The sequence below is a fragment of the Ruminococcus sp. AM42-11 genome, from assembly GCF_003480145.1.
Lineage (GTDB): Bacteria > Bacillota > Clostridia > Lachnospirales > Lachnospiraceae > Blautia_A > Blautia_A faecis.
Genome location: NZ_QUIO01000022.1, coordinates 15,137 through 34,261, shown reverse-complemented (window position 1 = coordinate 34,261; position 19,125 = coordinate 15,137). Strand labels below are relative to the sequence as shown.

Below are 19,125 nucleotides of genomic sequence, written 5' to 3'. Positions count from 1 at the left end.
TTCCGGCTCTAATTCTGCCAGGTAATGTCCATATACAAAAGCGAAATATCCTCTGACACATTCTCATACCAGGCACTTGGTGCATATCCCATAAGCGGATTTCCAAAAATCTCCTGGGATTTCTGAAACTGCTTTTTGTTTCCATTTCCGGAAGACCACCATTGATAACCTGCGCCAGCTGCCAGAATGACTATCAGAATCAGCAACATTGCTGCCAGAATCTTTTTCATCCGTGATATTCTCCATTATACTGAATCAGAGTGACATCTTCTACATCTTCAATGCTGCGGATTTTTTCCATAAAATCCATATCATTTTGTCGGCAGTACAATTCCACTGCCATCTCTGTTTTTTCTTTGCGCATGGTCTTGGATTTGACAAAATACTTTCTTTTTCCAAAGCAGCGGATTACCTCATCCCCTGCCTGGTCTCCTGTATAGTGGATCACTGCAATATAGATTTTTCCTCTCTGCTGTTTGTGATAAAACAATACGATCATCAGGATCATAATCGCAGCCGCCAAAAGCGCCAGGACATACATTCCCGCTCCAGCCGTAATTCCTGTGGTGATTGCCCAAAACAAATACAAAAGATCCATAGGATCCTTAATTGCTGTACGAAAACGGACAATGGACAACGCTCCTACCATACCAAGTGAAATTACCACATTGGTACTGATAGCCAAGGTTACCATACAGGTAAGCACTGTCATTCCCACCAGAGTAACAGCAAATGTTCTTGAAAAAACAACTCCTGCGTAAAACTTCCGGTATACCAGATAGATCAGCGCCCCTAACAGCAGAGCCGCCGCAAGAGCTGTGAGAATCCCCGGAACATCATAATTGGTAAACGCTCCGGATTCCAGAACTGATTTTTTGATCATGTCCTTTACACTCATAAAAAATTCCTCCACTTATCTCTTTGTGCTTTTTTGTAATTATTCAGAAGGCAGTATTTTGCAAGATATTTTTTGTGAACATAGTTCACAGTTATACGTTTTCTTTTTATGTCTCATACCAGTACTCGAATCCATTCATATACCTGGTTTTCTCATAACAGAGTACATATTTGGAAACTGCTGTAAATTCCGCTGCTGGCGGTGGCAGAACATCGCGTAAAAGCTGGGGAAGCATTTCTGTAAACTTCACTTCCAGAATCAGTTTTCCAGGTTCCAGCACAGACAAAGCAGGCAATCCAGGATCAAAAATATCATAACTGCCAATAGCCGCTCTCACATCTGAATCAAAGGTGATCCTTACCGTTCCGGCATCCAGGATCCAGGGAATCCGTTCGTAATCCACAATGGTCCTTGGCCGCATCATATTGCAGGTACATTCTATGTAAAATTCCCGGCATAAAGAGTGGGGACTGTACAAAAGGAACGCATAGTCCCCCTTCAGGATTTTCTCCACCTCTTCTCTTGTAAGCGGTGCACTCTCTTTGTAAATATAACTTCCAAACTTCTTTTTCCGCTCCAGTTTGATAAATTTGTCATTATTGTTATAAATCCGGATCCTGTATTTTTTTCGCATCAGTACCCCGGCTTCCTTTTCCGCGTATGCACTGTTCCAGTAATCCTCAAAATACAGACTGCGGATATAATATCCCCCTTCCCCGGCATGGGGATCCGGCTGTAGAAATGGCTTCAGCCTGAGCATAAGCATTTCTTTTTCACTGGTACTGATCAGATACTTCCATTCATTTCGAAATGCTTCCCTGCTTTTATTCCTCATAAATATCTTCCTCGATCTGACCATCTTCCGTTACATAGATGCACCTCATGCCATACTGCTTTCCTTCATCTGTAACATAATAGTCAAAAGCATCCTGTGTTTTTCCCTTTTCATTGGTTGCACGCACACGGATAAAATACTGTCCTGCTTCCGGAAGCTCCAGCTCCGTTTCCGGGATCAGAAGACCATCCTGTGTATAGATCACATCCTGAAAAAGATAATCCTTTGCTATCTCTACAGAATAAGTAATATCCTCCGCGTCAAAGGAATAGGAATTATCCCAGTTTATTTTCATTTTATTTCCCTCTGCAACAGGAACACCAATAAAAAACGGCATAGGCTTACTAAGACTTTCTACATAGAGCTGATAATTTTTTTCTATTTCTTCCGGAAGTGATGCAGCAAGCTCATCATATTGTTCACTGGTAAGAGGTGCATAAAACACATCCGGCATCTCATAAAGATACGGCTTCACCACAGTCTTGTATTTTTCAATCATGGTGACCAGTCTTTCTTCACTGAGATATTCTTTCAGATCCAGAATGGCCTCATCCAGCTTTTCCCGGAAACGCTCTGATTTCAGGCATCTCTGGAACAGTACATTTCCCCAATAGTTACTAACGCCGGATTCCCAGCTTTTCTGATCACTAAACCGGTTATCTTATATTCAGGTCTCATCAGACTGCCATCATTATCCCAGGGAATAAAATACCAAGTATCAGAATTTAATGGACTATATAAATACACGTTTCGGCTCTGGGTATCCACATTTCCCATCAAAATCTGGAATCCCATCCAATATGTAATATTTTCCTCATCAAAGTATTCTTCCAGAACCGTATCAATTGGAATACTGTAGTCATTTACTGCTTCAAGCATCTGAATCAGTTTCCTATGATCGGTACTTCCCTTTATCTCCAGCAATTTTTCAAAAGCAACACTGTCGTAGGATGGATCATCCTGGAGTTTTATCACATCTTCATATCTGTAAAATTCAAAAGAATTAATTTTATAAAGCTGTCCATTGGAATCCAGTCCATGATTCTTCAATCCAGTCTTATTCAGCTGCTCTACCTGGGTATACAAGCCATAGTCCTCAAATTTCGCGTCAGCAGAACCATCTGTAGTATCTTTTACATACAGATGGACGAACTGTGTTCTCAGACTGATCAGCTGGGGAATGCCCTTCAGCAGGTCATAGGCGAGCTTGTTCCGAAACCGCATTCCTTCTGTCATATGCTTGTTCAGATTAATGGCTCTCTGCCCGCGCCAGGTTCCTTTATTTTTCTTCAGCTCAATCTTATAGTTTTTCTGGGCGTTCTTGCTTGAAGTCTGCCCACGGATCTGTACCGTGGCATTGGGAACATTCTCCCCGTATCCTACCATTCCCTCTGTCGGACCATTCTCATCCCCTATCTGTAAAAGTGCAGCCGCCTGATATCTGTCTACTCCCATCTCTTCATAATCATAGACAGAATAACTATTGATTTCTTCCCATGTATGATCTGTATTTTCTGAAGAATTCCCTTTTGAAACAGTGAGGTACATGGTAACCACGCTGGTATCGTCATCGTTTTCATAAAGACTGTCCTTATCTCTTAAATGAATCTGGTCAATATCCCGGGATTCTGCTTTTTTTATCTCCTGTGACGTTTCGGATGCTGTCGGTTCTTCTGTATCTGTGCTCTCATTTTTTTCTTCCGGCACTACATCTCCATTTCCTATACAGCCTGCGAATAAAGACATGGTCATACTTCCGGCAAGAATACATGCAAGTTTTCTATATTTTTTCACTGTTCTGACTCCTTTCCAGTTTTTTGCTGAGGAAAAAACCAAGTCTGGAAAACTTTCCTCTTTTTTCCCTGGCCACCACAGGCTGTACACTCAAAATATAATAGGGCAGCCTCTTTGTGTAATAGTCCAGACGAAAGGCTGCAATCAAAAAAAACACTGCGCTGCCTGTGAGAAACCCGAAACCATAATATACTCTTGGGAAAAACAGGGATATTACTGTAAACAGCACAGTTCCTCCTGCAAAACATCCGGAGGCCGCCAGCGCTCCTTTGTAATCTGTAAAATATAAAAGCAGCAGAAGTATGGTATTTGCCACTGCATAAATGCCATATCCCACGCAGAGGGTTCTGAAATACCCTTCCATAAGATCGTTAAACCCAAGCGGCACATACTCCAGGAGCAGTCCGCCAAGAGAAATAGCAAGTGCTGTAGCAAGGAGCTGCTTCAAGGCCGTGTATTTTAATTCCACATTCAATACCTTTAACATTTCCTCACCAGCCTGGGTAATATCTCCTACAGCACCTTTATCATTAAATAAACTGTAGTAGTTTTTATATTTCGGATAAAAATTCACCTCCACAGAAACCACAAAGTTTACTGTTGTTACCAAAATTGTAAGAAATGCCACAAGAGCTGGCACATCATGGTAGGGTGCACCAACAAACAGTCCCTGCACCTGTACCTGAAGCGGTCCGACCCACATGATCACCAAATGGGCAAACAGTCCAATATTGATAAAAAGCCCGGTAAATGCCAGAGGCAGAAACTGATCCACCCATCTTAGGAAAAGGAAGGCACCCTTTCCCCTTGGGGAAAATACTGATACAAAAGGATCACATCCCACAAAAGCATCACTCCGTATCCCACAGCCACTGCAATCAGAAGAGCTTCCACATGGGGAATCCCCAGCATCAGCAATACCCAGCCGGATATAAATGTGATCACAATAGCAGCTGTAAATGACAGCATGATTCCTCTGTAATCTTTGATTGCAGTGAGATAACTCATTGCATTCCAGGTGACGGTCAGCTCTCCAAAAAGCCACAGACACAGCAATCCGTCCAGAAGTCCTGCTCCGGAAAAGATAAGAAAAATTCCATACAGAATCCCGCCGGCCACCAGCATGATCCCTGTAGAGCCCCAGAAAGAAGGCAATACCATATCATATTTTTCTTCGTACAGCATATCCGCAATAAACCTGGTAACTACCATAGATAAAAACTGGTAACTGTCAGGGAAAACAAAAGGGTATACGTGATCATACACACCAGAAGTTCCCGGCTGTGTCTGCTGCCTCCTGTTTTATCACAAAGATACATAACGCCAAGAAGCAATACAATTCCAAGGAGCATTGGACCGGTACATACGACTCCCGCATATCCGTAAGCTCTGAAGGAAGCAAACAATCCTCGTCTGTTAAACAGTTTTTTTAGTTCAAATCCGATTCCGGCCATTCTTTTGTATCACCTCCTCATAAAGCTCCCTGTACAGACGGATCATGCGTTCCTGTCTGTAATAAGCCTTTACCCGTTCCTGTCCATTTTTTCCCATACGAAGCCGCCTTCTTCTGGATTCACACATTTTCTCCATGGCAAGAGCCAGTCCGTCACGATACATAGGTGCCACATAATAGCCTGCCTTTCCATATACATCCTCTTCCTTTCCTTCCAGAAGTTCCCGACAGCAGCCGACATCTGTGGTAACACAGGGACGTCTTGCAGCAAAGGATTCCAGCACAGACAGGGGCTGTCCTTCTGAAATGCTGGTAAGGATGGTAAAATCCAGTTTCTCCATATATTTTACAATGTCCACACGCCCTGTAAATATAATGTTTTCCAGCTTCAGCTGTTTCACCAGCTCGTAGCACTCCTGTGCATATTCTTCATCATCGACTCCTCCCATAATGTGAAGGCGTACATTTTTTACATGTGCAGACAGTTCAAAAAAAGCGTAGATCATGGTCTTGATATCTTTGATAGGAGCAAGCCTTACTACTGCTCCAATATCCACCCAGCCATCCTCTTCTTTCAGGGGGATTCCAGACAACCTGTCATAGTCGATCCCATTTTCGATAACCCGGCACTTCCCAGGTGCACAGCCCATCTGAATCTGAGTGCGCATTGCATTTGTAAAAAGACAGGTCACACGAAATGCCCTCTGATAGATCATATCTGACAGCATATAAAAGAAAGCGATCCACTGTTTCTTAAAGGATGGAACCACCCACTTGGCACGGATGATCTCCTCCTCTCTTTCCCGTGTATAAATTCCATGTTCTGTAAGAAGAACATCCTTTTTGTGCACATAACCGCCCAGACAGGCCAGAAGTCCACCGTACCCGGTACATATGGCATGATACACATCCGCCTCTGGCACTTCACTTCCCATAAGATACAGAACAGGAAGAAGCATGGAACGCATGGTGTGAAAGGCATCTGCAAAAGCAATATACGGATACTGTTCCTTACAGATTTTTATAAGAAGCTCCAGGAAAGTCTCACTTTTCAAAAAAGCCATAGGGTTTAAATGTTTATCATGATACAGGGAAAACAACGTCTCCCAGTCCGGTCTCCTCATCTGCATCAGCTCGCTCAGACTTTCTAGTTCTTTTTCGGAAAAAATATGGGACATTTTCCCCTTTTCTTTCACCTGGAGAGCATCATCCAGAAAAACCTCATGAACCTCCACAACATTCTCTGGAAGTTCATAGACAAATTTTCCTCTTTTTTCTGCATTTGCCCCAATAACCCAGAGCACAAATTCATGCTCCTGCATCTGATTGATATACTGGTGCATCCATGTGGAAACACCGCCGAACACATAAGGATAACACCCTTCCAAAACCAGACAGATTCTCACTGTTTTCTCCTTTTATCTGCATTTTCAATACATATGTTTATGTTACCAATAGTAAAAGACCTTTTGACACTGCTGTCATTATATTTATTCGAACTCAATGTACACATCTTCCTGTTCTGCGCTCAGCAGATACAGATTCCCAGCAGCCTGAGTCAAGTCTCCACCAGTCACACGCACCGGAGTTCCTTTATTCATTCTCACCATCAGATACGCCTGATCGTAAAAATTTCCCAGATGAAGATGCACTTTCTTGTCTGTAATGTCTTTCTCCACGGTCAGGGCACCATATCTTTCAATGGCACCGGATAACTGGGAGCCTGTAAGATTTCGGAGTGCCGGTGCTGCTTCATTCAGCCAGGTCATGTACTCATCCAGACGGTTTTTCAGCTTTTCCCAGCCAAGGGCAGCGCCTCTGTCCTCATCCAGAAGGTCATCCGGATGCATAAAATGTGTATTTACAAAATGCATATTCAACTCAGACAAAGCAGCCATCTGCATATAATCGTCAATGATCGCACCGGAAATAATACGCGGCTGTTCTACGATTCCATCTTCAGCCACTTCAAACTCCTGCACATAAGCATAGTCGCCGGAAAAATAATTGCTGGCAATAGTACGGATCTTGGGATACAAGGAACCCAGCAGTTTCCTTCCCGCTTCTGACAAAACATTAGAAGGAGGAACATAAACAGACATGGTAGTCTCCGGAAACATTTCCTTTCCAAAATTCATCAGCTCTTTCATTGCTTTTTCCATGGCAGAAAAGCTTGTCCAGGTCTTATAGGGAAGTGCATCTCCATAATCCGTGTCTGACAGGCTGAGCGGCTGATGATTATAACCGTGATAACCCAGTTCCCCGCCCTGATGAAGGATCATATTTCCAAAATACTGGAACCGCTGTACATCATCCTGGCGTTCCGTCTCTCCGTCTGTTTCATCCTCATAATTTTCTATTATAACTCCTGTATATTGCACATTGTGAGCCGTAGCAAGGGCGATCATATCCGGCCACCAGATATTGGTATAGAAATCTGCAATACTGGTGCCATAATCCCTTTTTACATAAGTTCCATCTCCATTTGGAACAGGGGAGGGAAAATCATCCAGATAAAAGACGGATCCGTTGATCACCGGATATACCCCCACATCTGTAAGAAGACTGTAGGATGCAGCAAAAAAGCCTCTGAAAGCTTTTTCATAAAACCCAAAATTATCTACTACAAACTTTCCGTTTCCATAATCAGCTTCCCAGATCAAAGGAATGCCTGACGTATCATCCGCCCAGGCGTATACCCTTGCACGCTGACTCAGCTCCACTGCCCAGGCCGATTCGTAGCCGTCTGTGACTTTGTATGCTTTTCCGCCTCCGACGAGAAACTCACTGTCGAAATAAATGCTGTTTACCATGGCATCTGTGTAACCTGAGGATACAATTCCAAGCTTCTGCTCAATAAGGGATACATAAGTATCCTTTTGAAGAGTAAGAGCGAACATGGCACTTCCGCCTTCTTTTACCCAGTCGCTGATCTTCAGCACATTTTCTTTCAGCGGACTTAAATCGCTTAAAAGAACGACCACAGTCTCATAATCAGACAGATCATCCGGTATACTTTCATGATTTACATCAACCAGATCAGTACCCACCTTCATATCCTTAAAGATCTGCTCGAACTGGATCCACGCCATGGTGCTGTTCGCCTGACTGCTGTCTGTAAGAACAAGGCAGGTTGGCTTTAGTGTCTTTATCGCAGTTTCTTCCGTAACCACTTTATCTGCATCCAGATAAGTCAGTTTCTTTGCCTTTTCCCGGTAGGACAGACCGGATCGTTCTGCAAACAGAATGGCTCCTATAAGCAGAAAACAGCCCAGGATCACCAGAATTCCCTTAAATTGAAAAGCTTTCACTTTTTTGATCCATCCAGCCAAAATCCCAGTGCCTCCTTTCCTCTGGAAGAAAGATAGATATGCTCTTCCTTCAATGCCTGTAAGCTCTGTTTCAGTTCTTTCCCCATTTTCCGTTCTGCCAGATACCGAATTTTCCAGATCCAGTATTCTTCACCTCTGTGCCAGTTCTGATCCATGATTTTCAATATTTTTTCTGCCAGAAAAAAATCCCTTTGCACCATAAGATTTTCCATCAGGCAGACACAGGTATGGAGATTCACCTTTTGTTCCAGCTGTTTTAACAAAAGCTGGGTATACTGGTTTCTGTAAATCTGTTCCATCTGCTTCTCCATAAAGCCCTGACTCAGATATTCTTTCAGGAAATCACAGTACTCCTCCAGAATAACAGGATCATCTGGATCATTCGTATATTTTTTCTCAATCTTTTGTAATCTGTAATCATATTCTTTGGACAGTTCCACCATGGCTGTAATCGCATAATGGACTACCTCCACATCCTCATTCATTCGTGCCTGCTTTAATAATTCCACATATTCCCCCGGGTTATCATTCAGAACGTTCATGATCAGTTCCCGGCGCCTGGAAGGATCATTCAGAAGAAGGGCCTCCTCCAGAGGAACCACATCCCTGTCATTTTCCTCCATGGCCGGAAACATGTTCTTATAAATTTCCTCGTTAACCCTGAGCTTTTCAACTCCCACTGTTTTCACCTGATCCGTACCGGAAAAAAGCTGAAAATGTATGAGCAGGACACACACCGGTCCCCAGACTGGTACAAATACGGCAAGAGACAGCATGTACATCTTTGCTTTCAGAAATCCTGTGCGTATTCCTGACCAGATCAGTATGCAGATGATCAGATGAATCGCCAGTGCCGTGATTCCAATTGCTGTTTTTGTCATGATTCCACTCCTGCTGTCTCTTTTCCTACCGGAACATCAAGCACCTTTCCCTCAAATCCATTTCTTTTCAGACGTTCAAGGATGACTGGCAATGCCTTGTCATCTGCCTGGGTCAGAATCAGATACAACTCCCCTTCCGGAGAAATACCACGGATATCGTTTTCTCTGATACAGCGGTCCAGTGCCTCATCCGCATCCTCAATGGTCATATTCCCATACTTCAGTTTCAGAAGGATATAGGATGCCATCTTCTGCTCACGCATAGAATGCTGAAGCTCCAGACTTTTTTCAAAGTATTCCGGCTTCAGAATCCTCGTATTCTCTACATATTTCTTGTATTCCGTGGCTTCCTGATATTCAAGAGCACGTAAAAGTGATGTTTCTACCAGACCACATAAAATCTGAAACAGATTCATATAGTATAAAGTCAGCTGTCCGTTTTTTACCTCCTGAATACAGATCAACATCACCAGACTGCCTTCTTTCCGGATACCAGCCATATACATGGGATAACCTTTTACGAAATCCCGATTTGCCCATACCTGCCCTTTTTCCAGGGTTTCCAGGGCAAGCGTATACTCACTTAATCTGACAGAAGCAGAGTACATTCCCTGAGACTTGGGAGATGCAGCTTCCAGCCTGCCATAGCCGTTTTTCTGACTGAGGGAATAAAACGCAAAGGTTTCATTCTCCAGAACCTCTTCCATAATGTGCATCGTTTCAATAAACAATTCCTCTGGCTGTACAATATCCAGCTTCCTGGTAATGTCAAAAATCTTTCCAAAGCTGTCTTTACTGCCCAGAATTTGTTTTTTGTATCTTTTTTTGTCCTGAAGGGTCGCCTGGTACAGATCACGCATAAAGAGAAATTTTTCCCGGATCAGCTGATTCTCCTCTGATATAAATTCCAGATTTTCCCTGTTTTTCATTCGCACATAACCACACACGGCACCTGCAGCAAAATAAAAGATAAATGGGATCCAGTTAGCTGGTTCGTAAAAAAGGGTATACCACTTTGTTCCCTGGCTTTCATATGCCAGAAGCAAGGATACTGTCTGGGCTGCTGCTCCGGCAATTCCATATCCCAGACCGTAAAGACTTCCAAACAAGACAATAAACACAAGACGCAGATCAATCATCTTAAACTGAGCCTGATTTCCCAGAAGACGCTGCAAAAATTCGAACGCCAGAAAGCAGACCACAAACTCACATACCCGCAGCCATCTTTGGTTCTGATTGAAAAGCCTGGTAAACCGGCTTGCTTTTTCTCCATTGTTTTTTTTGTATTCTTCATACATTTCCGAAATATGATCTAATACTGAAATCTTTGGAAACCAGTTATAGTTTGTTCGGATCTGTCTGTCGTCTTCTTTTATTTTTTCTACAACGGCACTGCTTTTATAGATAATGGAGACCGGGGATAAAACCTTTTTCAGTTCTTCGGTCACATCCTGAAAACAGATGCCAAATACATCTGGCACATTCAACACCTCTTCCTCATCATTCCAGTTATCAAAAAGCTTGTACATCAGTTCTGCCAGATCCATAGAATATAAAAAACAGGCTTTCTGCTCCGGAGCTTCCCGAAAAAACAGCTTCTGGCTCTCTTTCGAAGCCTGGAAAATTTTGTAAAAGAAATCTTTTTTATAGGTTCCGGAATATAAATAGGGTACTCGCAGTATTTTCACCCTCAGACCGTACAGTCCCGCATAGCGTCTGCACACATCCTCTGCATTTTGTACCAGCAGAGTCTTGCCTGTTGGTACATCAAACATTCCCTCCGGTCCTGTCACGTAAAGGAAATGGCTTTGAACCCCTTTCCTGCAGTATTGCAGGATCTTGCGCAGATTCTCTGCTTCCCCTTCCAGTTCTCCATGTAAGGTCAGATAATTAGAAAAGTATACCACAGCTTCAAATTCGTATGTTCTGAAAATATCTCCAAGTTCCAGTTCCGTCCTGGGAAATGGTCTGGAAATAAGTTCCCTTCTCCGGACTGTCTTTATCATTTTATTTCCAAGTACCATTACCTGACATTCTGGAAATGCTTCTTCTACAAATTCTTCTGTCACATAGCCGGTATTCCCGACCAGCAAAACCTTCATATCCTTCTCTCTCCTGTTATCCTTTAGAATCTCTTCTATCTGTTTAGGATACCTTATTTCGGTCAAATATCCTATTGACATTTTTACAAAATTTTTTCTGAATTTTATATAGTTTTCTTTCAGATTGCAGACACACTTCTTCAAGCTTACCTGGGTGCTGATGTCCATTGTGGTTTTGTGTCTGATTGCCATGGGGCTATATGGAGTTCTCTCTTTTATTGAAAAACACTATCTGAAAAAGCTTTAGAGCGTGTTTGAAATGCGCCCAGAAAATTCGGCCTATTTTTATAGAAAAAGGAAGGGGGACGCGGCACCTTTCACACGTCTCCCTTCATTATTTACGATAATTCTTCTGCCAGTTTCGTCAGCCATTTCACTGCATTCTCCACATTCTCTGAATTAGCGAGAACTCCGATCTTAACAGGCTCATAGGTCACCTCAAGTTCCTCTGCCAGTTCATCAGAATCAATGGTAATGCTGTATTTATCATCCTGCTTCCCAAATGCCTGGTAAACATCCTCTGGCAAAAGCTTTGTCAGATCCATAAAATACTCATCTTTGAACTCAAAACCGTCCATATAATCTTCAGAACCAATAAGCACATCCACTGCCCTGGCAGATACTTTGGTGGTAAAGGCCATCTGACTGTAGGATTCCAATGCAACTCCGTCTTCACCGGTGCGCAGGCTTTCGTCTACTGTGACGATTTCATATGGATCGTCCTGGATTCCCAGCGCTTCCTGTACCTTTTCTTCGGCTTCCTCCTGCTTCGTTCCGTAGGAGTCAATTACCATAACCGTAAGTGCTGTATGGATCCTGGAATTTTCGTAAAGATCTTTTACAAAAAAGGCTATGGCGATCACCGCCACAATGGCTGCCATCTGTGGCTTATAATAGGCCCAGATATACTGAAGCTTTCCCTTCCAGCCCATACTGGCAAGCTTCATTTTCTCAAGTTCACGCTTCTCTTTCTTCGTCAGATCGGTCTCGTGTTTGTAACGGATGTCGTTCTCATCAATTTTCTGCGGTTCTTCCTGATTTTCGTCTTTTAATTCGATTCTCATACATTCTCCTGTGTTTCATAAGAAAATCCAAGGTCTGATTCCTGCCTCTCTGATCAATCCAGGACTTGCTGTCTTATGTAGTCCTTACCTCTGATTTTCTCTCTGTGATAGTTTTATATTGTAACACGTTTTATATATTTTGAACAGTTTTTCCGAAAGAAAGTCACAGTTCTTTCACACTCTTTATTCCTGCTCACGATCTGCCCCACAGCAGCAAGACGTTGCCAGGAAATTGCAGCTTTCCGATTGCTGTTCCAATATCCTCTTTGAAGGTATTTCATTTTCTCTAACTTCTTCACGCCCTCAGCCAGCTCCCGTCCAGCCTTGCAAGCAGTCTGGCATTGTGATAGGCCATCCGGAGAGTCAGACAGGTTCGTCCCAGATATTTGGTCCCATCCGGAGTTTTCATACAGGCCAGTGCCAGATCCGGAATTCCCGGATTCTGAAGGCAGATTGGGATTAAAAGCTGAATGGAATGGTTATAATACTGAGGAATGGCAGCCTTGTAGTCTGACTCCAGTATCCGTCTGGTCTGCTGTAAGGCTCCATCAAAAAGCTGTACCCGCATGCCGCTCTCCCTCACTGCAGAAGGAAGCCGCTGCACATTTTCCTCATCATCAAAAATATGCTCATACTGAGGCACCACCGGCAGCTTGGTATCAAACACCAGATCGGAAGGATTTTCCACATAAGCAGCCCTGGGCGGCAGATCCGTAATTTTTATTTTTAAAAGCGAGTAGTCTGTATAAAATCCTTCCAGATACCATTTCTGTCTGTCCGGTACTACATTTGGAACAAAATAAGCATAAATTGGCTGATAATATTGATTAAAGAGTCCTGTATGAAAAAGGGCATATTCTTTCTCTTCCCGTACTTTTCCTTCCTCATACAGTCTGCGGAATGTATTTTCCAGATAACCTTTCAGGATCCCGTTATCCCCGGACTGCCCAAAACTCCACTTCTCAGGGGATATCCTGGCCAGGTTCTGAATCTGCCGGTTATAATTACCGCAGTAGGTAAAATCGAATAGGTTCATGTTAACCTCCTGTCCTTTTTTCTTCTCTTCCTTACATTTTATTGTGGAAAAAGACTGACAGAACTGCCAGTTTTAAGATTCATCTTCGGCCCCGCTGGCCTTGCTTAAAGGGTAGCACACAGATAAAAAAAGCACAAGGAAAAGCGTTCGCCTCTTTGCGACAGGATCTGCCAGTAATATTCCGCAAGCTGTTCTTTTGTAAGTGTAATAAACCATAACCTGCCTCAAACTTTCCATTGCACCCCAGATAAATTTTCCCTATAATATAATATAACATTTGGCAATCCAGGAGGTGTTTTTTTGAAAAAAGACGGCTACTACTCTTCCGGTCAGTTTGCCCGGATGGCTGGAGTAACACTGCGGACCATCCGCTATTACGACCAGCACGATATTCTGAAACCTTCTCTTGTATCCGAGTCCGGCGCAAGATTTTATACTGACACGGACTTTGCAAGGCTGCAGCAGATCCTGCTGCTGAAATATCTTGGATTTTCCCTGGAGGATATCCGGGAGATGACTATCGAAGACCCGGACAGCCATTTTATGCTCAATGCCCTGAATGTACAGCTGAAGCTTGTACAGGACCGGATTGAACAGATGCAGCTTGTGGAAAAAACACTGAAAGATACTGCCCAGGCCATTTCTGAGGAGCATACCGTGGACTGGAGTCGTATGCTGGACCTGATCCATCTGACTGTCATGGAAAAAAGTCTGAAAAATCAGTACCAGAATGCTTCCAACATTTCTTCCAGAATCAACCTGCACAGTCTTTATTCTGTAAACCAGGAAGGCTGGTTTCCCTGGATCTGCCAGCAGTGCCAGATTCATGAGGGAATGAATATTCTGGAGCTTGGATGCGGTGACGGAGCTCTCTGGACCCAGAACTTATCAAAACTGCCAGGGAACATACACATTACCCTTTCTGATATTTCCGAGGGTATGCTCCGTGACGCCAGGCGTGCCATTGGCGGAGAAGATCCCCGTTTTTCTTTCAAAGCTTTTGACTGTCACAACATTCCTCCAAGGATTGGCACCTTTGATCTGGTCATTGCCAATCATGTACTTTTTTACTGTGACGACATTGGAAAGGTGTGCAAAAATGTAACAAAAATCCTGAAGCCAGGCGGACGTTTTCTTTGCAGTACCTACGGTTCCAGACATATGCGGGAGGTCAGCCTTCTAGTCCAGTCCTTCGATGAAAGGATTGCCCTCTCCGCAGATAAACTGTACGAACGCTTTGGCAGGGAAAATGGAACGGATATCCTTTCCCCTTATTTTCAGCAGATTACCTGGAAATCCTATGAGGACGAACTGATTGTCACCGATGCGGAACCTTTAATTTCCTATATTCTCTCCTGCCACGGCAATCAGAACCAGTATCTGCCAGACCGTTACAAGGATTTTCGCGCCCTTGTTAAGAAAAAGACAGAAAATGGGTTCCATATCACCAAGGATGCAGGGGTATTTCTTTGTGAAAAAGTAACAAACTTGAAATAATTGTAAAAAAGGTCTTGAAGGTAACGTAAGGTCACCTTTTATAATGTAGCTACAGACTCAGGTCAGGGCAAACAAATGCTGCCCAAAATCCGGCAGCATTCATGAACGACTACGAAATTATGCACCTGACAGCATAAATCAGATATTGTCCGCAATAGGAACAATATAGCAAATCCAACAAAGGAGAACGAAATTATGAAGGGAATTATTTTAGCCGGTGGATCCGGTACCAGACTTTACCCATTGACTATGGTCACATCCAAGCAGCTGCTTCCAATTTATGATAAACCAATGATCTACTATCCAATGTCCGTTCTTATGAACGCAGGGATCCGTGATATCCTGATCATTTCCACTCCACAGGATACCCCACGTTTCAAGGAGCTTCTTGGTGACGGTCATCAGTTCGGCGTATCTCTTACTTACGCGGTACAGCCAAGCCCGGATGGACTTGCACAGGCATTTATCATCGGCGAAGAGTTCATTGGAAATGACACGGTTGCCATGGTTCTTGGAGACAACATTTTCGCAGGACACGGTCTTAAGAAGCGTCTGAAAGCCGCTGTTGAGAATGCAAGCTCAGGAAAAGGTGCTACTGTATTCGGCTACTATGTAGACGACCCGGAACGATTTGGTATCGTTGAATTCGACCAGGAAGGCAAGGCCATTTCCATCGAAGAAAAGCCGGAGCATCCGAAGAGCAACTATTGTGTAACAGGTCTTTACTTCTATGATAACAAAGTTGTTGAATATGCAAAGAACCTGAAACCAAGCGCCCGCGGTGAGCTGGAGATCACAGACCTGAACCGTATTTACCTGGAAAAAGGTCAGTTAAATGTAGAGCTTCTTGGTCAGGGCTTCACATGGCTTGACACAGGTACACATGAGAGTCTTGTAGACGCAACTAATTTTGTAAAAACAGTAGAAACCCATCAGCACCGTAAGATTGCATGCCTTGAGGAAATTGCTTACTTAAACGGCTGGATTTCCAGAGAAGAAGTTATGGAAGTTTACAACGTGCTGAAGAAGAATCAGTATGGTCAGTATCTGAAGGACGTACTGGATGGCAAATATATGGACGTACTTCACTAATTATAAAAATCAAAGGAGAATTATATCATGAATATTATCGTTACCGGCGGTGCCGGATTTATCGGAAGCAACTTTATTTTCCACATGTTAAAAAAGTACCCGGACTACCGCATCATCTGTCTGGACTGCCTTACCTATGCAGGTAATCTTTCTACTCTGGCACCGGTTATGGATAACCCGAATTTCCGTTTTGTAAAAGAGAGCATCACAGACCGTGAAGCAGTTTACAAGCTTTTTGAGGAAGAACATCCGGACATGGTTGTAAACTTCGCGGCTGAGAGCCACGTTGACCGTTCCATCGAAAACCCTGAAGTTTTCCTGAACACAAACATCATTGGTACTGCTGTTCTTATGGATGCCTGCCGCAAATACGGAATCAAACGTTACCATCAGGTTTCCACTGACGAGGTTTACGGTGATCTGCCACTTGACAGACCGGACCTGTTCTTCACAGAGGAGACTCCGATCCACACAAGCAGCCCATACAGCTCTTCCAAGGCTTCTGCTGACCTTCTGGTACTTGCTTACCACAGAACCTATGGACTTCCTGTATCCATCAGCCGCTGCTCTAACAACTACGGCCCATATCATTTCCCTGAAAAACTGATTCCGCTTATGATCGCCAACGCATTAAATGACAAACCGCTTCCTGTTTATGGAAAAGGTGAGAATGTTCGTGACTGGCTGTATGTTGAGGATCACTGCCGCGCCATCGACCTGATCATCCACAAAGGACGTGTTGGTGAGGTTTACAATGTAGGCGGACACAACGAAATGAAAAATATCGACATCGTTAAGATCATCTGCAAAGAGCTTGGAAAACCAGAGAGCCTGATCACATACGTAACAGACCGTAAGGGTCATGACATGCGTTATGCGATCGACCCAACCAAGATCCACAACGAACTGGGCTGGCTGCCAGAAACCAAATTTGCAGACGGTATCAAGAAGACCATCCAGTGGTATCTTGACAACAAGGAATGGTGGGAGACCATTATTTCCGGAGAGTATCAGAATTACTACGAAAAAATGTACGGCAACCGCTAAGGAGGGCTGTTTTTATGAAACTGTTTGTAACAGGTGTGGCCGGTCAGCTTGGTCATGATGTAATGAACGAACTTAACAAACGCGGATACGAAGGGGTAGGCTCTGACCTTGCCCCGGAGTATAGCGGAATTCAGGATAGTACTGCTGTCACCACAATGCCTTATATTTCTGTAGACATTACAGATGCTTCCGCTGTGGAAAAAGCCATTACAGAAGCAGGCGTGGACGGCGTGGTACACTGTGCAGCCTGGACAGCTGTAGATGCAGCTGAAGATGAGGACAAACAGGAAATCGTCCGCAAAGTAAATGTTCTTGGTACTGAAAATATTGCAAAAGTCTGCAAAAAGCTGGGCATCAAAATGATGTATCTTTCCACAGACTATGTATTCGACGGTCAGGGCACCACTCCATGGGAGCCAGACTGTAAAGCCTACAAGCCTCTGAATGTTTACGGTCAGACGAAACTTGACGGAGAGCTTGCAGTTTATAACAATGTTGACAAATTTTTTATTATCCGTATTGCATGGGTATTTGGTAAAAATGGCAAGAACTTTATCAAGACCATGTTAAACGTTGCCAAAACGCATGATACCTTAAAGGTTGTCAACGACCAGATCGGTACTCCAACCTACACCTATGACCTTGCCCGCCTGATGATCGACATGATTCTCACTGACAAATACGGTTACTATCACGCAACCAATGAGGGTGGTTATATCAGCTGGTATGATTTCACTAAGGAAATCTTCCGTCAGGCTGTTGAGCTTGGACATACCGAGTATGCCGAGGATAAAGTAACAGTTCTTCCTGTTACCACCGCTGAATACGGAGTTTCCAAGGCAGCACGCCCATTTAACAGCCGTCTGGACAAAAAGAAGCTGGTAGAAAATGGATTCACCCCTCTTCCAACCTGGCAGGATGCTCTGGCAAGATATTTAAAGGAAATCGAATTCTAATTCACAAAACAAAGCGTAGTCAATTTCAAAATCAATTGACTGCGTTTTCTTTATAAGTCAAAATCCTGAAGCATTATTGACTCCAGGATTTCATAGTTTTTATTTACTTTCTTCTGCCTTTCTCTCTAGAGCGTGTTTGAAAATGGATTTCATCTATCTGTTCTTCTGATAAGGCTGGCACTGTTTTTTCGCTTGTTCTTACTTTTCCGTCTTTTCTGCGGCTTTCTCTTGTTCTCGCCATAATAATCTTCCAGGTATTCCTCAATCACATCTTCCTCGTCCACGCCATACTCATCCAGAATCTCATCAATTTCCTTGTCATCTGCATCAGACAGATCATCATCTAAATCATCATCTTCATACTCTTCCTGATACTTTCTGTACTGCTCCCTGGAAGGATTCTTTTTATCATCACGTTCTTTTTTCCCTCTGCGCTTTGTCTCGTTTTCAGCCTCCTCCCAGTCAGCTTCTTCCCGTTTCTGTCGTCTTTCTGGTACTTTCCCCTGATCCTCATCTTCCTCGTCATCGTAATCATCGTCATATTTCGGCTTATTAATGGCAAACTGGATCAACATTCCCACAAGGGCGAACCCAATGGAAAAAATAATTCCAAAAGGAATTTCCTCCATTTTTGCCAGCTTGGCAGCAGAAAAGCCACTTAAGATACCACCCAGTATACTGGTTCCCACGATGATCACTTCTCTCTCATAGCGAAGCGCCAGCATTCCAAGACCTACTCCCGCCAGAAGACAGATGAAAAAGCTGAAAGAAGTAGTCGGATGGATAATATATACAGTAATCGTCAGCCCAATTCCTGCTCCCATAATAAAAATACCGGCCTTAAACACTGCAAAAGAAAGAATGGCAAGTACCAGTCCTACCCCGATCATTCCCACTGCATAATACATCTTTTCCCCGAATCCGATCTGATGAATGGCAAATAATCCGATTCCTGCTCCAATGAGAAATCCAAAGATCATCATCCAGAATCTTAAAAGACGGTATCCGAGTACACAGTTCATAATTCCGAACACAAGCACTACTCCAAATAACGCCATGGACAAAGTACCCGCGATCTGCATATCCCGAACTCTGTATGCAATATTCATAATATTTTTTAAAATATCAACCATATCTG

General features: G+C 43.4%; 16 protein-coding genes and 1 pseudogene. 4 read left to right on the top strand and 13 right to left on the bottom strand.

All coding sequences use genetic code 11. The features are described from left to right. Positions 1-8: 8 nt before the first annotated feature. The 12 genes and pseudogenes from DW904_RS24045 to DW904_RS13490 form a co-directional block, all read right to left on the bottom strand. Positions 9-230, bottom strand: coding sequence for a hypothetical protein (locus DW904_RS24045; RefSeq protein WP_243110420.1), 222 nt, complete (start codon positions 228-230; stop codon positions 9-11). Next, the gene (locus DW904_RS13540; protein ID WP_118581390.1) at positions 227-898 is read right to left on the bottom strand and encodes a DUF4956 domain-containing protein; all 672 of its coding nucleotides are present in this window, start codon (positions 896-898) and stop codon (positions 227-229) included. The genes DW904_RS24045 and DW904_RS13540 overlap by 4 nt, the downstream gene beginning before the upstream one ends. Before the next feature lie 106 nt (positions 899-1,004). Next, complete coding sequence (locus DW904_RS13535; RefSeq protein ID WP_202187722.1) at positions 1,005-1,733, bottom strand: polyphosphate polymerase domain-containing protein; 729 nt, start codon at positions 1,731-1,733, stop codon at positions 1,005-1,007. Further along, positions 1,723-2,331 carry a CotH kinase family protein gene (locus DW904_RS24585; protein WP_279254393.1) on the bottom strand — a complete coding sequence of 203 codons (609 nt, stop codon included), beginning with the start codon at positions 2,329-2,331 and terminating at the stop codon, positions 1,723-1,725. The genes DW904_RS13535 and DW904_RS24585 overlap by 11 nt, the downstream gene beginning before the upstream one ends. Continuing rightward, entirely contained in the window at positions 2,313-3,527 is a 1,215-nt protein-coding gene (locus tag DW904_RS24580; RefSeq protein ID WP_279254390.1) for a CotH kinase family protein, read from the bottom strand. The genes DW904_RS24585 and DW904_RS24580 overlap by 19 nt, the downstream gene beginning before the upstream one ends. Continuing rightward, positions 3,514-4,981: pseudogene (gene pelG, locus DW904_RS13525) on the bottom strand (exopolysaccharide Pel transporter PelG). The gene DW904_RS24580 and the pseudogene pelG overlap by 14 nt, the downstream one beginning before the upstream one ends. Then, a complete protein-coding gene (gene pelF, locus DW904_RS13520) occupies positions 4,962-6,386 on the bottom strand; it encodes a GT4 family glycosyltransferase PelF (RefSeq protein ID WP_118581384.1) in 1,425 nt (474 codons plus the stop codon). The pseudogene pelG and the gene pelF overlap by 20 nt, the downstream one beginning before the upstream one ends. A gap of 84 nt (positions 6,387-6,470) precedes the next feature. Continuing rightward, the gene (locus DW904_RS13515) at positions 6,471-8,312 is read right to left on the bottom strand and encodes a DUF2194 domain-containing protein (RefSeq protein ID WP_243110419.1); all 1,842 of its coding nucleotides are present in this window, start codon (positions 8,310-8,312) and stop codon (positions 6,471-6,473) included. Then, complete coding sequence (locus tag DW904_RS13510) at positions 8,288-9,193, bottom strand: hypothetical protein (RefSeq protein ID WP_118581381.1); 906 nt, start codon at positions 9,191-9,193, stop codon at positions 8,288-8,290. Before DW904_RS13510 ends, DW904_RS13515 begins: the two co-directional genes overlap by 25 nt. Continuing rightward, on the bottom strand, positions 9,190-11,295 hold the full coding sequence (locus DW904_RS13505) for an NAD(P)-dependent oxidoreductase (protein WP_118581378.1): 2,106 nt from the start codon (positions 11,293-11,295) through the stop codon (positions 9,190-9,192). Before DW904_RS13505 ends, DW904_RS13510 begins: the two co-directional genes overlap by 4 nt. Positions 11,296-11,633: 338 nt before the next feature. Further along, positions 11,634-12,359, bottom strand: a complete 726-nt coding sequence (locus DW904_RS13500; protein WP_118581375.1) for a hypothetical protein — start codon at positions 12,357-12,359, stop codon at positions 11,634-11,636. A gap of 295 nt (positions 12,360-12,654) precedes the next feature. Further along, positions 12,655-13,395, bottom strand: a complete 741-nt coding sequence (locus tag DW904_RS13490) for a DUF3825 domain-containing protein (RefSeq protein WP_118581369.1) — start codon at positions 13,393-13,395, stop codon at positions 12,655-12,657. Between the two features lie 300 nt (positions 13,396-13,695). Between DW904_RS13490 and DW904_RS13485 the strand changes: the two genes are divergently transcribed. From DW904_RS13485 to rfbD, 4 genes are all read left to right on the top strand, one after another. Beyond that, a complete protein-coding gene (locus tag DW904_RS13485; RefSeq protein WP_118581366.1) occupies positions 13,696-14,892 on the top strand; it encodes a methyltransferase domain-containing protein in 1,197 nt (398 codons plus the stop codon). A gap of 195 nt (positions 14,893-15,087) precedes the next feature. Beyond that, a complete protein-coding gene (gene rfbA / locus DW904_RS13480; protein ID WP_118581363.1) occupies positions 15,088-15,984 on the top strand; it encodes a glucose-1-phosphate thymidylyltransferase RfbA in 897 nt (298 codons plus the stop codon). A 27-nt stretch (positions 15,985-16,011) separates the two neighbouring features. After that, positions 16,012-17,031 (top strand): dTDP-glucose 4,6-dehydratase, encoded by a 1,020-nt coding sequence (gene rfbB, locus DW904_RS13475; RefSeq protein ID WP_021926781.1) that lies wholly within the window; start codon positions 16,012-16,014, stop codon positions 17,029-17,031. 14 nt (positions 17,032-17,045) lie between these two features. Further along, positions 17,046-17,987, top strand: a complete 942-nt coding sequence (gene rfbD / locus DW904_RS13470; protein ID WP_118581360.1) for a dTDP-4-dehydrorhamnose reductase — start codon at positions 17,046-17,048, stop codon at positions 17,985-17,987. Positions 17,988-18,136: 149 nt separating this feature from the next. On the opposite strand, the gene DW904_RS13465 is transcribed toward rfbD, so the two are convergent. Continuing rightward, positions 18,137-19,120, bottom strand: a complete 984-nt coding sequence (locus tag DW904_RS13465; RefSeq protein WP_118581358.1) for a DUF4203 domain-containing protein — start codon at positions 19,118-19,120, stop codon at positions 18,137-18,139. Positions 19,121-19,125 lie beyond the last annotated feature (5 nt).

Bases quoted from the DNA above. Each gene is read 5' to 3' on its own strand.
- rfbA (WP_118581363.1), top strand. From the start codon at position 15,088: ATGAAGGGAATTATTTTAGCCGGTGGATCCGGTACCAGACTTTACCCA.
- DW904_RS13465 (WP_118581358.1), bottom strand. From the start codon at position 19,120: ATGGTTGATATTTTAAAAAATATTATGAATATTGCATACAGAGTTCGG.
- DW904_RS13510 (WP_118581381.1), bottom strand. From the start codon at position 9,193: ATGACAAAAACAGCAATTGGAATCACGGCACTGGCGATTCATCTGATC.
- DW904_RS13535 (WP_202187722.1), bottom strand. From the start codon at position 1,733: ATGAGGAATAAAAGCAGGGAAGCATTTCGAAATGAATGGAAGTATCTG.
- DW904_RS24045 (WP_243110420.1), bottom strand. From the start codon at position 230: ATGAAAAAGATTCTGGCAGCAATGTTGCTGATTCTGATAGTCATTCTG.
- DW904_RS13500 (WP_118581375.1), bottom strand. From the start codon at position 12,359: ATGAGAATCGAATTAAAAGACGAAAATCAGGAAGAACCGCAGAAAATT.
- DW904_RS13505 (WP_118581378.1), bottom strand. From the start codon at position 11,295: ATGAAGGTTTTGCTGGTCGGGAATACCGGCTATGTGACAGAAGAATTT.
- rfbD (WP_118581360.1), top strand. From the start codon at position 17,046: ATGAAACTGTTTGTAACAGGTGTGGCCGGTCAGCTTGGTCATGATGTA.
- DW904_RS13490 (WP_118581369.1), bottom strand. From the start codon at position 13,395: ATGAACCTATTCGATTTTACCTACTGCGGTAATTATAACCGGCAGATT.
- rfbB (WP_021926781.1), top strand. From the start codon at position 16,012: ATGAATATTATCGTTACCGGCGGTGCCGGATTTATCGGAAGCAACTTT.
- DW904_RS13540 (WP_118581390.1), bottom strand. From the start codon at position 898: ATGAGTGTAAAGGACATGATCAAAAAATCAGTTCTGGAATCCGGAGCG.